Annotated in this window: 13 protein-coding genes, 1 tRNA gene and 1 pseudogene; 1 reads left to right on the top strand and 14 read right to left on the bottom strand. The window is 35.3% G+C overall.

Annotated features, from left to right (window positions below; genetic code table 11):
- The 4 genes from DWW68_RS10120 to ftsH form a co-directional block, all read right to left on the bottom strand.
- Positions 1-905 (bottom strand): hypothetical protein (locus DWW68_RS10120; RefSeq protein WP_147365671.1); only part of this gene is annotated, 905 nt, incomplete at its 3' end.
- Positions 906-1,506: 601 nt separating this feature from the next.
- Positions 1,507-2,208 carry a LytTR family DNA-binding domain-containing protein gene (locus tag DWW68_RS10115; protein WP_021951877.1) on the bottom strand — a complete coding sequence of 234 codons (702 nt, stop codon included), beginning with the start codon at positions 2,206-2,208 and terminating at the stop codon, positions 1,507-1,509.
- A complete protein-coding gene (locus DWW68_RS10110; protein ID WP_118589645.1) occupies positions 2,205-3,506 on the bottom strand; it encodes a sensor histidine kinase in 1,302 nt (433 codons plus the stop codon). The genes DWW68_RS10115 and DWW68_RS10110 overlap by 4 nt, the downstream gene beginning before the upstream one ends.
- Positions 3,507-3,898: 392 nt before the next feature.
- Positions 3,899-5,776, bottom strand: a complete 1,878-nt coding sequence (gene ftsH / locus DWW68_RS10105) for an ATP-dependent zinc metalloprotease FtsH (RefSeq protein ID WP_347497908.1) — start codon at positions 5,774-5,776, stop codon at positions 3,899-3,901.
- 277 nt (positions 5,777-6,053) lie between these two features.
- On the opposite strand from ftsH, the gene DWW68_RS10100 reads away from it, so the two are divergent.
- On the top strand, positions 6,054-7,655 hold the full coding sequence (locus DWW68_RS10100; protein WP_021951880.1) for a CTP synthase: 1,602 nt from the start codon (positions 6,054-6,056) through the stop codon (positions 7,653-7,655).
- A 56-nt stretch (positions 7,656-7,711) separates the two neighbouring features.
- On the opposite strand, the gene DWW68_RS10095 is transcribed toward DWW68_RS10100, so the two are convergent.
- The 10 genes and pseudogenes from DWW68_RS10095 to DWW68_RS10050 form a co-directional block, all read right to left on the bottom strand.
- Entirely contained in the window at positions 7,712-8,878 is a 1,167-nt protein-coding gene (locus DWW68_RS10095) for a hypothetical protein (RefSeq protein WP_021951881.1), read from the bottom strand.
- A gap of 100 nt (positions 8,879-8,978) precedes the next feature.
- Positions 8,979-9,052, bottom strand: a tRNA-Pro gene (locus tag DWW68_RS10090).
- Positions 9,053-9,207: 155 nt separating this feature from the next.
- Positions 9,208-9,768 (bottom strand): transcription repressor NadR, encoded by a 561-nt coding sequence (locus DWW68_RS10085; RefSeq protein WP_021951882.1) that lies wholly within the window; start codon positions 9,766-9,768, stop codon positions 9,208-9,210.
- A 16-nt stretch (positions 9,769-9,784) separates the two neighbouring features.
- Positions 9,785-10,639 carry a carboxylating nicotinate-nucleotide diphosphorylase gene (nadC, locus tag DWW68_RS10080; RefSeq protein ID WP_118589646.1) on the bottom strand — a complete coding sequence of 285 codons (855 nt, stop codon included), beginning with the start codon at positions 10,637-10,639 and terminating at the stop codon, positions 9,785-9,787.
- A 1-nt stretch (position 10,640) separates the two neighbouring features.
- Positions 10,641-11,918, bottom strand: a complete 1,278-nt coding sequence (locus tag DWW68_RS10075) for an L-aspartate oxidase (protein ID WP_118589647.1) — start codon at positions 11,916-11,918, stop codon at positions 10,641-10,643.
- Between the two features lie 241 nt (positions 11,919-12,159).
- The gene (locus DWW68_RS10070) at positions 12,160-12,594 is read right to left on the bottom strand and encodes a hypothetical protein (protein ID WP_021951885.1); all 435 of its coding nucleotides are present in this window, start codon (positions 12,592-12,594) and stop codon (positions 12,160-12,162) included.
- Between the two features lie 185 nt (positions 12,595-12,779).
- Positions 12,780-12,932: a fructose-bisphosphatase class III gene (locus DWW68_RS13910; protein ID WP_347497959.1), complete on the bottom strand. Its 153-nt coding sequence runs from the start codon at positions 12,930-12,932 to the stop codon at positions 12,780-12,782.
- Positions 12,927-13,326, bottom strand: a pseudogene (locus DWW68_RS13785) (fructose-bisphosphatase class III); the annotation flags it as partial. The gene DWW68_RS13910 and the pseudogene DWW68_RS13785, both read right to left, overlap by 6 nt.
- Before the next feature lie 13 nt (positions 13,327-13,339).
- Positions 13,340-14,791, bottom strand: coding sequence for an aminoacyl-histidine dipeptidase (locus DWW68_RS10055; RefSeq protein ID WP_118589648.1), 1,452 nt, complete (start codon positions 14,789-14,791; stop codon positions 13,340-13,342).
- Entirely contained in the window at positions 14,788-15,042 is a 255-nt protein-coding gene (locus DWW68_RS10050) for a PqqD family protein (protein WP_243053088.1), read from the bottom strand. The genes DWW68_RS10055 and DWW68_RS10050 overlap by 4 nt, the downstream gene beginning before the upstream one ends.
- Positions 15,043-15,167 lie beyond the last annotated feature (125 nt).

Below are 15,167 nucleotides of genomic sequence, written 5' to 3'. Positions count from 1 at the left end.
AATTCATAATGTACATCTTCACTGTATGCTTTTCCCGTACTATCATTCATTGACGGTGCCGGAATTCCCGCAACAATGCTGTCTTTTTCCTTGTCAATAAATGAAATCCCACCACCTACAGCATCAAGACGTACCTCAAGATTTTCAGTACATATTTTATATAAAAATTCATTATTATCAGGAATTTCATTAAGTATAATGTCTTCTTTCATTCCATGCTCTAACGAATGATATGCTATTTTTGTATCATTCCCGGTGTTTTCATATACTGCCTTTATGCTTTTTTCTTCCTTCTTTCCAGTTACGGCATCCTCAATTTTTTCAGTTTCTAATGATACCTTATCGGTTTTAGTTTCTACATAATCATCCGAATTCTCCCCGGCATCCAACGGTACAAATGATATTCTGTAGTCATCCTGTGTAAGAAGAACCGGGCTTTCCTCCCCGATTGTTTCCGGCAAATATTGTTTTGTATCTCCGGACTTATTTACATATTTGTATTTTTTTGAATTTTTTACGGAAATATTTTTTGCAAAAGATATGATTTTCTTATCCTGTGATTCAGCGGCAACCAACTCTGAATTATATTTTTTTAATTTTCCATCCTCTTCAAAGCGTATGTTGTCTGAATAATATACTGTTTTTTTCATTCCGTTGCTCATAAGGTACGTGTTTGAATTTTCATCTCTCATACTCTTTATTTCCTTAATTACAACAGGCTTTTCTCTACCTTCATCATCAATGCTCTTGTCATCATTTTCAATTATTTCCTGTTTATCTGACATTAAAGCATTTTTCTTTGTGATTTCCGACTCTAATTGCACTGCTGAAACATTAACGCTCGTTACGCACAATGCCATTGCCATTACTGCCGAAATCATTTTACCATAAATGTTCCTTCTCATAACTTATCCTCCACTTTTGTTCACTACTTCAATTTCTCCCTATAATTGAAGTTTCATTAACGGTAACCATTTTCCCACCCAACCTATTTACGTTAAAAGGCATAGACTCCGCAATGCTTTGCGTTCTATGCCTTTTTGAATTAATGAAAAAGGGAGACTATGTCATTTTGACACGGGTTTCATTTAAAAGAATAAGCTTCTTAGATGTGATTTTTTGACTGATTATAAGGACTATAATCATAACCTCGCTTCCCCCTTTTTCATCTGTTCTTCACCATACATTTGTCCCCCAAATGAAAATATAATTTGTATAAAATTTTCATCTACATTTTATTATTGGGATTTTAATATTTCAATAGGACTTGCGCAAACGTACCCGTTTTTTGCGTAAGTGTAGCTTTTTTGTGATTTTATTCGCTATTTTTTTCATAAATTTGTGTCTCTTATTGTCGTTATTTCAGTTTTTTATCAGATTTTATTACCAATCCATGCAAATAAAAAAGGCAGGTAAAAACCTACCTGACACATACCTATTATTAATTTTTAAGATTTTCCGCTGGATTTTTAACATTTTAATCTACTTTCGAAATTATTTTTTTACCTATTTACAGGATATATTCCTTTTTCTTTCCAAATATTTTCTCTTCATTTCAGCATAACGCCTGCTACTTACATAGGCTGTGGTTCCATCAGTAAATTCAGCTTCACTGCTACTAAATCTTTTTACTTTATCCATATTAACCAAGTAGCATTTGTGACTTCTAAAAAATCCTACATTTTCTAACTCTTCCTCATATTGTGATATTTTTCCACTACATTTTAATTCACCGTTAAATGTATGTACAATCAGTTTTCTTGCTTCTGTTTCTATGTAGAAAATATCACATATCCTGATATTTATGTTTCCTTTACCCAGTTCATTAAATGATAGAGTTTTATTTGTTTCAAGTCTGACATCAGCTGAAGTTAAGGCTTCCTTTAATTCAGCTTCCATATTATCTTTGTTAATATATCTAAATGCATCAACAAAATATCCCTTGTTGCTGATTTCCATATGAGTTGTAAAAATTATTGTAATAAATTCCTGTTTAATGCCTTTGTATTCTTTGATTGTTTCAAATCCATCTTTTCCCGGCATTTCAATATCCACCAGCACAAAGTCGAAATTACCTTTTCGTTCCAGAAAACTATCTCCGGATTCAAACTCTTCAATGTTTATGTCCACACCTGCATAATGATTTTGAACTAATTTGTGTGCCATATTTCTCCATAACTTTTCATCATCTATAATTGCTATGTTCATAAACCAATCTCCTCGGAAATATTCTTTAATAATATTGTTACACTAAATATGTTTCCTTTCGCATCAATATCCATTATTCCATCATATTTATCAACGCTGTCCCTTACATTTTGTAATCCCCAGCCATGCCAATCCTTATCTGCCTTACTTGTTGAAATCTGACCATTTTTAATTTCAAGCTTGCCACTAAAACAATTGCTAACTTTTACAATTATATCTTCTTTGTCGTAGGAAATTTCTATATCCACTTGCTTCTTAGATTCTTTTTTAGCTGCATCAAATGCATTACTTAACAGGTTCGAAAACACCGTACACAAATCATATGCATCTATGTTACAATTATTGGGCATATGACCACTTATATTAAAATCAATGTTTAACTCTACAGCATCACTGTAAAACCTGTTAAGCACTGCATCGACTATACTATTATTAACAGATACATTACTTCTAAGTTCATCCACTTTTGACAGTATTGCATCGCAATACTCCTTATATTTTTGACTATCAATTTCCGACAATCTCTCCAAAACACATATATGATTTTTTAAATCATGCCGAAATTTTTTCGTTTTCTCCTCACGTTTTTCTAAATACTCATAATGTGCATTTTGTTCATTAAGATATTTATGTACTATTTCTTCCTTTTGCCTATATATGTCCCTTGATACCATTAATAAAATTACTGCCCCCAATTGAATCAGTATTCCTAATGCTACTAAAGTAAAAGTTACACCATAAAGTACTTTATTTTTATATGCCATCTTATCCAGTGTAACTGTAGCCATTATCATTAATGCGAATGCATCTACAAAAGTTAAAATTGTATATAACACCAAAAATCCCAAATGAATCTTCTTTATCCCATCAATATTTTTTCGTTTAAGTAAAATTGCTACAACATATATAAACACAAACACAATACCTGATTGTATTATATACGTAAGCATTCCCTCTTTATAATTTAATAACGTGCATATAATATTAATTACAACTTCTACTATTGATGATATAAGCGAAACAATTAAAAATAACCACACTGATATAAAAATAATATTAATTATTTTTTCTTTGAAACATAATGCTACAGCACATGCAATGGTTATTAATATTACTCCCCCTTCAAAAAAGACATTAGATTCTATGCATTTACACACTGAACAAACTGCCACCAATGCAGTTGCCAGTATATATTTATATGTATTATCCCTCTTATTAAGAGCTAGATAATAATCACAAATTAAAACAATACAAAAAACGAATAGCCAGTCTGTGACTATTGAAACCAGAAGTTGCATCTCTTATCCTCCACATAAATATCAATATATATAATATATCAGATATTTATACTTTGGACTATACCTTAAAACCAATAAGATACGAATCTTCTGAAATAATCGAACACCCTTCTGTCCTTTCCGTATATACTAATTGTATTGTCCGGACAAGTACTAAATTACACCCTTTTTTTCACATTTCAATAGGTCTTGCGCAACCGTACCCGTTTTTTGCGCAAGTGCAGCTTTTTTGGGGTCAAATATTTCATTTTTTCATGTTTTTTCTTTTCTTTAATTCTTCCTTTTTCTAATTTTTGAGTTTAAAATGGCATCAAAAAAAGAACCTCCGGCAACATATTCTTGTGCCGCTAAAGGTTCTTTTTCTAATTATTAATATTTTTTATGATTATTATTTATTCAGATATTTCATCCGGTTTGTCATTCAAGGTTACATCTTGGTTGTCATCCGAAGCTCCATCCGGCTCATCACACTTACGGTAAATTTCCATAAATTCCTTACCTGTGATTGTTTCCTTATTATAGAGAAATTCAGCTATCTTATCCAGCTTGTCTCTGTTATCCCTAAGAAGCTGCTTTGCCTCCTCATATTTTTCCTTAAGAAGTATCTTAACCTCTTCCTCTATTTCAGTTGCCGTCTTATCACTGCAGTTTAACTGTGCACGTCTTCCCAGATATGGGTCTTCCACACGCTCTAAACTCATCAGTCCAAATTTCTCTGACATACCGTACTGTGCAACCATGGAACGGGCAATATTAGTTGCCTTTTCCATATCATTTGAAGCCCCTGTAGTAACTGAATCAAATACTATCTCCTCTGAAGCTCTTCCTGCTAGTAAGGTAACAAGCTCTGCATTTAATTCATCCTGTGACATAAGGTATTTTTCCTTTTCAGGTGCCTGAATAACATATCCCAACGAGCCCATGGTTCTTGGAACAATAGTAATTTTCTGTACCGGCTCTGCATCCTTTTGAATAGCTGCCACAAGAGCATGTCCTACCTCATGGTATGCAACAATCTTCTTTTCTTCCTTGCTTAAGATTCTGTCCTTCTTTTCTTTTCCGGCAATAACCACTTCCACGGCTTCCATTAAATCTGCCTGGGAAATAGCCTTTCTGCCACATTTTACTGCATTAATGGCAGCTTCATTTACCATATTGGCAAGGTCTGAACCTACAGCACCACTGGTTATATTGGCAATAGCTTCCAAATCAACTGTTTCATCCAATTTAACATCCTTTGAATGAACCTTTAATGTCTCAACCCTGCCTTTGAAATCCGGTGCGTCCACTATAACACGTCTGTCAAAACGTCCCGGTCTTAACAATGCCGGATCAAGAACTTCCGGTCTGTTAGTTGCCGCTAAAATCAATATTCCCTTTGATGTGTCAAATCCATCCATTTCCGCTAAAAGTGCGTTTAAGGTCTGTTCTCTTTCGTCATTGCCTCCGCCGTATCTTGAATCACGGCTCTTACCTATAGAATCAATTTCATCAATAAATACGATACATGGTGCGTTTTCTTCTGCCTGCTTAAACAAATCTCTTACTCTTGAGGCACCTACACCTACAAACATTTCCACGAAATCTGAACCTGATAATGAGAAGAATGGCACATTTGCCTCTCCTGCCACTGCCTTTGCCAGAAGGGTTTTACCTGTTCCCGGAGGGCCTACTAAAAGTGCTCCCTTAGGAAGTTTCGCACCTATTGCCGTATATTTTCCCGGATTATGAAGGAAATCAACCAATTCCACAACTGATTCCTTTGCTTCTTCCTGTCCTGCCACATCCTTAAATGTGACACCTGTTTTCTTTTGAATATATACCTTGGCATTTGACTTTCCTACACCGAACACACCGCCCGGTCCGCCTTTTCCACCGGATACCCTTCGCATAACAAACATCAGTAATGCCCAGAATAATATCAGTGGAACAACATATTCCAGTAATATAATGATAATACCATTGCTTGCACTGGTACTTTCCGCTTTGAATTCTACATCGGTATATTTATTTTTCAATTCACTTATTAAATCCGGATCATTAACTGCTGTAGTCCAGAAAGTTTTCTTTATGAGTCCATTTTGCAGATTTTTGGTTTCAATGTAAATCTTTCCGGATTCAAAAAGAACGCTTTCAACCTTGTCATTATCCAACAATTTAACAAACTGGCTATAGGTTATTTCTTCCTTTGATGCCGAACTTAAAACTGATGAAAACAACGATGTTAAAAGCAATGCACCTATTACGGCAACCACAACGCTGATAATCATACTTTTTTTCTGATTGTTATCATCGTTCCTGTTTGGATTATTTCTGTTAGTATTTCTATTTTGATTATTATCCATTGTTTTTCCTTTCATTTAGATTCCTTATAGTAAAATACTATATCACATTGTTAAAAAATAATGTGAAATTTTATTGAATATTTCATTAAAATTTTAGAATATTGATATTTTTTTTATTTTTTTCTAGAAATAAAATATTTATTGTAGTACACTAGTAAGGTGTTTTTAAAATATGTTTAGTATACTCAGGGAGGAAAATCACATGGCAGTGAAATATGTATTCGTAACAGGCGGTGTTGTTTCCGGTCTTGGAAAAGGTATTACAGCCGCTTCATTGGGAAGACTTCTGAAAGCTCGTGGCTATAAGGTTACAATGCAGAAGTTTGACCCATATATTAACATTGATCCCGGTACCATGAATCCGATACAGCACGGCGAGGTTTTTGTAACAGACGATGGTGCTGAAACAGATTTGGACCTTGGACATTATGAAAGATTTATTGATGAAAGTTTAACAAAAAATTCTAACGTAACTACCGGTAAAGTTTATTGGTCAGTTCTCGAAAAAGAGAGACGTGGTGACTTTGGCGGAGGAACAGTTCAGGTTATCCCCCACATTACCAATGAAATTAAAAGTCGTTTCCACAGAAGTCTCAGCGAAGAAACTGAAATAGCTATTATTGAAGTAGGCGGAACCGTAGGCGATATTGAGTCTCAGCCATATATTGAGGCTATCAGACAGTTCCAGCATGATGTAGGACATGAGAATTGTATCCTTATTCATGTTGCTCTTATGGTTTATCTTCCTGCTTCTGAAGAAATGAAGACCAAACCTATTCAGATGAGCGTTAAGGAATTACAGAGACTTGGTATTCAGCCTGACATAGTTGTATGTCGTACTGAATATGAAATTGATGATAATTTAAAGGATAAAATCAGTTTGTTCTGTAACGTTCCTGCCAGCCATGTTGTTCAAAACCTTACACTGGATTTGCTTTATGAAGCACCTCTTGCCATGGAAAAAGAACATTTGGCAGAAATCGTTTGTCAGAGTCTTAACTTAGATTGCCCTGAACCTGACCTTGAAGATTGGAAGGCAATGGTTGAGGCTGCTAAAAATCCTACACAGGAAGTTACTGTTGCTCTTGTTGGAAAATATATTGCTTTGCATGATGCCTACATCAGCGTAGTTGAATCTTTAAAGCATGCAGGCTACAACAGCAGAACTACCGTAAATATCAAATGGGTGGATTCTGAAGAGGTTACTAATGAAAATGCCCCTGAAATCTTTAGTGATGTTTCAGGTATTCTTGTTCCCGGTGGTTTTGGCAGTCGTGGAATTGATGGTAAAATCGCAGCTATTAAGTATGCAAGGGAAAACAATATTCCATTCCTTGGTCTTTGTCTTGGAATGCAGTTATCTATAGTTGAATTTGCCCGTGATGTAGTTGGTTTCCGTGATGCCCATAGTATTGAGCTTGACCCATCCACTACTCATCCTGTTATCAGCCTTATGCCTGACCAGGAAGGGGTTACAGATATTGGTGGTACATTAAGACTTGGTTCTTATCCTTGTGTCCTTGACAAAGAAAGTAAAGCTTATAAGCTTTATGGCACTGAGTTAATTAATGAACGTCATCGTCACCGTTATGAAGTAAATAATGATTACAGAAGAAATCTTACTGAAAACGGCATGAAACTTTCAGGTATCTCACCTGACGGCAGAATTATAGAGATGATTGAAATTCCTTCACATCCGTTCTTCATTGCCACTCAGGCACATCCTGAATTAAAGAGTCGTCCTAACAGACCACATCCTTTGTTTGTTGGATTTGTTGACGCAGCCATTAAAGCTAAGAAATAAAAAATTCATATATTTTAATACTACAAAAGCGGGTATCAAAACCCGCTTTTTTCTAACTAAAATATTTCATTTTCCGTTGTTGTTTCCTCTGCCGCATCATCGTCACTATAATTGTACAATTCATCGTCAAGGATATCTTCACTATCATCTAATAAATCATTCCCCTTCGCCTGAGCGTTCATTGCCGTAATTAACAATGTAGTTATATCTGCTGCATTTTTCGGAATCATATCATCCACAGATGTTTTTCCTTCCTTGATTTTCATATCAACACTTACGTTAATATCTTCATTATCAATTTTCATATCACCTGTTGAAACATTAAATATTCCACTTCTGCTTCCGGCTTTTCCTGTAACTCTTGCCTTTGCTACCAAATTGGCATTTGACTTCTTTATGGTGTCAACAAAATCTGATTTGTTTTCTTTAATTTTATCTGCCATATCTGATGTGGAACCCACACTATCCTGTAACTCCTTGTATGAAGATGCAACTTTGCTGTCCTCACCATACACCTTTGTTACCAAATCAGTACATGTTTTCAATGTATCCTGTAAATCGTTTTTCACAAAATTAATTAACATATCCACCGCTTTATCTGCGTTGTCACCATTTACCGTCAGTGTGTAATTATCACCATCTTTTCCCTGAAGGTCTTTAAAATTATTTTCTATTTTAGTCCATACAGACTGTATTTCCTTAAGGGAATCCTTATCTAATGTTTTAGTATCCGGTAATTCCTGACCTGATGCCTCTGCTAACTGCTTATAATCCAATGAAATGCTTTGTGTAACTCCTATCTGTGACAAAACTGATTCCAGACTTGTAGCTTTTTCTTCGTTAATTGTCTTTATAAACTCTAAAAGTGGTGCTGTTTCTAAATATAACTTTGTTCCATCTACAGCAAAAGTTGTAAGCTTCTGATAATCAGTATCTTTTCCTGCCTTAACATCAAATCTCACTGCCATTTTATCCTTAGCTTCAGCCTTTACATACATCTTAAGTGCCATGGAAAACTTACCATTATCATCTAAAACCCTGTCTAAATCTTCGGTATCTTCTAATTTTCCTGTGGCTTTAATTTCCACCGTAGCCTCGCCTTTTGTAATCTGTGAGATTTCCTTTACTTCCTTAAAAAATGTGCTGTCATCCTTTCCACATCCCGTTAATAATGACATAACCATAACTAATGACAGTACAACTGATAATAATTTTTTACTCATAATCCTCTCCTATTTTTCATCACTTTATTATGTTTTTTGTTACTTATAATATAATAATATAGCCGTGCAACGACAATTGCACGGCTATATTATTTACTCATCGGTGCGACAGGATTCGAACCTGCGACCTCTGCGTCCCGAACGCAGCGCTCTACCAAGCTGAGCCACGCACCGCTTCGTATATAATATCATACTTTTTAGAAAATGTCACAACTTTTTAAAAATTTATGGATTACCAAAATTATGGATTACAGACTTTTTAAGAAATTATGAATTGCAGACTCTATTGCAAACTCTGCCGAAAACGCAATACATCCCAGATACATCTCTTATTCCTGCTTGTCTTCTCCACTCCAAAAGTCCACCGGTTCATAATCTCTCAAAGCAACCAGATATCCCTGCTTTTGAAGTTCCTCCTGAATTTCATCAAGGGTTTCCTTTGAATCAGCGGTAACCGTATGATAATGATACTCAGAGGTTATCTGCTCTAAAGGTACAGACACGCCTCCTTTTATTTCTTCTACATATTTTTTTGCATCCCTTCTTGATTTAATGTGCATTTCTACTTTTACCACACCGTAAACCTTATGATACACAAAAACATCTTCAACTTTTCCACCACAATCCACTATAAGATTAAGTTCATCCAGTATCTTGTCTGCACTGTGCTTTACCTTAAAAACCCTTTGCTTCCGACCTTTTTCCTCCTGTAAAACATAACCCTTGTGAGTAGAAATAATATTATATTTTTTTGCCCTTAAAAGTGCTATATCCTGAACCACCACCTGACGGCTTATCTGAAATTTTTCAGCCAGTTTGGTGCCTGATACCGGTTTGTCACTGTCCTGCAATATTCTTAAAATATTTTCCCTTCTCTTTTCTCCTTCCATTTTTCCTCCCAAAAAACTATATACGATGTAGATTTTTAAGTGAAATATCCATAATTGGTGCTGAGTGCGTTAATGCTCCGCTGGAAATATAGTCAACCCCTAAGTCAGTAAGTTTTGCAATATTTTCTCTTGTAACATTTCCTGAAACTTCTATTTCAGCCTTTCCATCAATAATATCTATAGCCTCTTTCATTACATCGTGGCTCATATTATCAAGCATAATAATATCTGCTCCTGCTTCAACGGCTTCCTTCACCATATCAATATTTTCCACTTCAACTTCAATTTTTCTTACAAATGGTGCGTATTCCTTTGCCATATTTATAGCCTTTGTAACACTTCCTGCTGCACCAATATGATTATCCTTTAAAAGAACTCCGTCTGTTAAATTATATCTGTGATTATTTCCTCCGCCAACACGAACTGCGTATTTTTCAAAAATTCTATTGTTTGGTGAAGTTTTTCTTGTATCAAGAAGTTTGGTTTTGCTTCCCTCAAGAAGTTTCGCAATGGATTTAGTGTATGTGGCAATACCGCTCATTCTCTGAAGATAATTAAGACCTGTTCTCTCTCCTACAAGTAAAACCCTTATATCTCCTGTTACTTTTCCCATAAGCTGACCTGCTTTAACTTCATCGCCATCTTCCACAAATAATTCAACCTTGGTGCTTTCATCTAAAAGCTGGAAAGCTCTGGCAAAAACCTGTAATCCGCAAATAATGCCATCTTCCTTGCAAATTAAATCCACTTCACCTAATGTTCCCTTAGGCATAACTGAATTGGTAGTTACATCTTCACTTGTTACATCTTCCTTTAATGCACTTAATATTAATGGGTCTACTGACAATTTTAAAGTTACCTGATCAAACATTTTATTCTCCTTTATCTATCGCTTCTAATAAAATTTCCTTGTTTTCTTTATTCCACTTTTTCAAATCACTATAAGGTGATAAATCCATATTTTCAGTGTTCCTGTACTCTGTAGAATCGAATTCCGCTGTCATTTCTCCGGCTGCACGCTTTGCAAAAACCATACTTTCAAGAAGTGAATTACTTGCAAGACGGTTTTTTCCATGTACACCGTTACACGCTGTTTCCCCTACCGCATAAAGCTGGTTCATGGATGTTTTACTTTGAAGATTTACCTTAATTCCACCCATAAAGTAATGCTGTGCTGGGACAACCGGTATCATTTCTTCAGGAACATTATATCCATGTTCCTTACAGTGTCCGATTATATTTGGGAAATGATGCTCTAACTGCTCCTTTTCAATAGGACGCATCGACAACCAAACGTGTTTTGTTCCGTCTTTTTTCATTTGAGCCTTTATATTCTCCGTAACAATATCTCTTGGAAGTAATTCATTGGTAAATCTCTTGTAATTTTTATCATAGAGAAGGGCACCCTCCCCTCTCACTGACTCAGAAATCAAAAAGCTTCTGTCCTCTTCTCTTTCGGAATAAAAAGTTGTTGGATGTATCTGAACATAATCCACATGTTCAACTTTTACGCCGTGTCTTATGGCAACGGCAACTCCATCACCTGTTAAATGTCTGTAGTTAGTAGAATGTCTGTAAATTCCTCCGATTCCACCGCTTGCTAAAACTGTATAATTAGCATTTATTACCGTAAGGTTTTCATCATCCTTTTTAACTACAGCTCCATAACATTTATCCTCTTGGCATATTATGTCAACCATAGTCCAATGTTCCTTTATAGTTATATTATCACGTTTTTTTGCTTCTTCATATAGGTGACTTGTTATTTCTTTTCCCGTAATATCCTCATGAAATAAAATTCGTTTTTGAGAATGGGCTCCTTCTCTGGTAAACAAAAGATTTCCCTCTTCATCTTTAGCAAAATCCACACCAAATCCAATTAAATCCTTAACTAAGTCCTGTGAAGAATTAATCATTGTTGTTACGGCATCAGGGTTATTCTCATAATGACCTGCTTTCATGGTGTCATTAAAATAACTTTCAAAGTCACTTTCATCTTTGAGCATACACATACCGCCCTGTGCCAGGTACGAATCGCTATGCTCCACAATGTCCTTTGTGATAATTAATATGTTCTTATCCTTTGGAAGATTCAGTGCACAGTAAAGACCTGCACATCCACTTCCCACTATTAAAACGTCTACTTTCATATTTCTCTCATTTCTAAACTTTATGTAATGATTTATTAATAACATCGCCCGATAAACAGCTTTGACATTATTGTGTGGCATTATAACACATCATTTTACATCTGACAAGACAGTTGTAAATACAACTATTAACTTTTACTCATATAAAAAAGAACTCACACGAGTTCCTTTTTGTACATAAACCGCTTCATTATATTTGACAATGAATTAATTTACCTCAATATACACTTTTTCAATTTCACTATTTTTCAAACAATCCATGCAAATATTCTACAAGTTCACCGTCGCTTTTAACCTTAATATCAGCCCCAAATGCTGAAATATCTCCGTCTATTTTGCTTTTTTTATTAGTTTTATCTACATAATAAACCTTGAAAAAATCCGTTGATGATATCATTATGCTGTACACATCCTCTTCACTGCTTACTACAGAATCATCATATGTAATACCCTTATAACTTAAATGCTCTTTCAACATTTCTGCCATTTTATCTGCATCATCATTTTCTAATTGGATTTCTTTTCCTGTGGAATACTGCTTTATGGATATCTCTGATTTCTGCGGAATGTCAAGTGCTTTGGTGTAATCTCTGTGTGATGAAACTCCCACAAACACCCCAACTAAAACAACTATACAAAATGCTACAACACATATAATTATTTTTCTTTTTTTCATATTTTGTCCTTTCCATATGTACTCTGCCCATTAGTATACCTGTTTGTAGTGGCTTTTTCAACCTTGTGCCCTAATCAATATTGGTATTTTGCTATATTTTTTCATTTTCATTAAATCACATTATTCCAATACCTACCCCAAAAGGTACATGAGATAATCATTCCCAAATCACTCTTCCCTTCCCCTTAGTTATGTATCAGATTGTCCTCCCTGTATATCTTAAGAAGTTCCTCCAAATCGTATATCTGCTCTAATATTTTCTTCCCAATATCAGTATCCCTAACCTTAAGTCGATTTTTCTTTGTTTCAAATTTATTTCTGTCAGATTTAATATCCATTTTGTATTCAGGGTGACGCATAATAATCTGTCCCTCTAATTTAAATAAAATCACGGAAATAGCCTTTAGTGCCGCCTTCATTGGACCAATATTTTTGTAGGTTTTCTCGGCAAACAAAGTAAGGGTTCTCAGACTTATTCCATAACCGCTTTCTAACATTCTGATATTATCATATTTAAGATTATTCCTGATCCTTGTCATGAATTTCTCCGGAGCAATTATTCATAATATGCACAAATGCCTCATACTCACCGTGAATATCACTCATAAAATGCTCCGTGCCCTTTGGCAGATTAAGTATTGCATTAAGATTAATTATCTCCGTACATACCGACTAGGTAGTAGGGTATTTTTCAGATAACAATTCTAAGTATTTTTTATAATTTTCTTCCATAGCAAAACTCTCTCTATTTTAACATTTCCAGTATTTTTACCAGTAGCTCCCATGTTCTTTTTGTTGAAGAAATGCTTAATTTCTCATCTGTTGTGTGAATATCCTTCATATCCGGTCCAAAGGATATGGCATCCAAATCATCTATTTTGGAGGCAAAAAGTCCACACTCAAGACCTGCGTGTATTCCCTCTACCACCGGCTCTTTTCCACCATAAACTTCCCTGTACGCCTTTACAGCTGTGTCCCTTAGCACTGAATCAGCCCTGTACTCCCAGCCGGGATAAACACCTTCACACTGAAGACTTCCGCCAAATATTTCCGTAAGGCTTTTAAGTTTCTGTATAAGATAATTTTTCTCACTATCCTTAGAACTTCTTACGGAATAGGACATTCTTACTTCTTTATCCGTAGTTCTTAAAATTCCAAGATTAAGGGAAGTCTGAACCATATCCTTAATTTCAGGATTCATTCTTTCAACTCCGTTTGGAAGGTTTGCCAAAAGAATAACTGTTGCCAATGTGGATGGCCCTGACATTGCCTCCACTAACTGACTATCCATAACATTAAGGGTAATTTTCATAGCCGGGTCAGTTACCTTGTATTCATCTTTTACTTCATCAAATACCTTATTAATAATTTCCTTAGCCCTGTCTACACATTCCGGTAAAACTGCAATTGCCGCCTCGCTTAAATTGGCAATGGCATTATCCTTTTCGCCACCGTTTACCCCAATAATACGCATATCAATATTCTCAAACACATTTAAAAGAATCCTTCCTAAAACACAGTTGGAATTAGCTCTTTCCTTGTGTATCTCGGCTCCTGAATGTCCTCCCGTAAAGCCATCTAATCTCATTTCTATAATTTTGGCATTTATCATATCCTTATTATACGGGAGAATACATGTAGCAGTAGCTCCACCTGCACAACTTACTGTAAATATTCCTTCATCCTCCGAATCCACATTTAAAAGAAGTTTTCCCTTTAAATCAGAAACGTCAATAGCTGCCGCACCTAACATTCCCACCTCTTCATCTACCGTAAATACAGCTTCAATAGGGGGATGTGCTATTTCACTACTATCTAAAATAGCAAGGGCATAGGCTACGGCAATGCCATCATCTCCTCCAAGGGAGGTTTTATCTGCCGTTATCCAGTCACCTTCAATTTCAAGGTCCAGACCCTCTTTTTCCATGTCCTTATTACTGTCAGCAGTTTTTACCGCCACCATATCCATATGTCCCTGAATTATTACAGGCTTAGAGTTTTCATATCCCTTTGATGCCTCCTTCCACACAATAATATTGTGCATATCATCCTGTCTGTATTTCAAATCACGGCTTTTGGCAAAGTCTGCAATGTAATTGCTTATTGCCTCTACATTTCCCGAACCATGGGGAATCCTTGTAATATTCTCAAAATATTCAAATACCTTCTTTGGCTCTAAATTCTCTAAAACTCTCATTTGTCTTCCTCCATAAATACTATAAATTTCTTCTTTTCCAGTATATTAAAAAACATGCTTAACCTTTCATATAACATTTCTCCGGCTTTGCTATGTTCTTTCTTTAACCTTGCGCCAATTTCATATATATTTCTTTTTCCGTCTATTTGCCGCCACACATAACTTCCATAGGAATCTAATTGAACGTAACTAAATTGGGGCTTTTTTAACAGCCTCCGGGCTACTACATTGTAAAATCCCTTATTTTCCACAATTATCTCCACCAGATTATCCTTTGTTATCTTCCATTGTATATTTATTCCGGGTATAAAATCAACATAATTTAATTTTTTTTTTTCACCATTTATATTCTCCCCCTGTGAAAATTCTATTTTTC

This window comes from Eubacterium sp. AF16-48 (assembly GCF_003479405.1).
Lineage (GTDB): Bacteria > Bacillota > Clostridia > Lachnospirales > Lachnospiraceae > Eubacterium_G > Eubacterium_G segne.
The sequence above is the reverse complement of the archived record's forward strand: the minus strand, read 5'-3'. Positions and strand labels throughout refer to the sequence as shown.

Bases quoted from the DNA above. Each gene is read 5' to 3' on its own strand.
- DWW68_RS10085 (WP_021951882.1), bottom strand. From the start codon at position 9,768: ATGGAAGGAGAAAAGAGAAGGGAAAATATTTTAAGAATATTGCAGGAC.
- DWW68_RS13910 (WP_347497959.1), bottom strand. From the start codon at position 12,932: ATGGATATTAAATCTGACAGAAATAAATTTGAAACAAAGAAAAATCGA.
- DWW68_RS10075 (WP_118589647.1), bottom strand. From the start codon at position 11,918: ATGAAAGTAGACGTTTTAATAGTGGGAAGTGGATGTGCAGGTCTTTAC.
- DWW68_RS10115 (WP_021951877.1), bottom strand. From the start codon at position 2,208: ATGAACATAGCAATTATAGATGATGAAAAGTTATGGAGAAATATGGCA.
- DWW68_RS10100 (WP_021951880.1), top strand. From the start codon at position 6,054: ATGGCAGTGAAATATGTATTCGTAACAGGCGGTGTTGTTTCCGGTCTT.
- nadC (WP_118589646.1), bottom strand. From the start codon at position 10,639: ATGTTTGATCAGGTAACTTTAAAATTGTCAGTAGACCCATTAATATTA.
- DWW68_RS10055 (WP_118589648.1), bottom strand. From the start codon at position 14,791: ATGAGAGTTTTAGAGAATTTAGAGCCAAAGAAGGTATTTGAATATTTT.
- ftsH (WP_347497908.1), bottom strand. From the start codon at position 5,776: ATGATTATCAGCGTTGTGGTTGCCGTAATAGGTGCATTGCTTTTAACA.
- DWW68_RS10070 (WP_021951885.1), bottom strand. From the start codon at position 12,594: ATGAAAAAAAGAAAAATAATTATATGTGTTGTAGCATTTTGTATAGTT.
- DWW68_RS10095 (WP_021951881.1), bottom strand. From the start codon at position 8,878: ATGAGTAAAAAATTATTATCAGTTGTACTGTCATTAGTTATGGTTATG.
- DWW68_RS10110 (WP_118589645.1), bottom strand. From the start codon at position 3,506: ATGCAACTTCTGGTTTCAATAGTCACAGACTGGCTATTCGTTTTTTGT.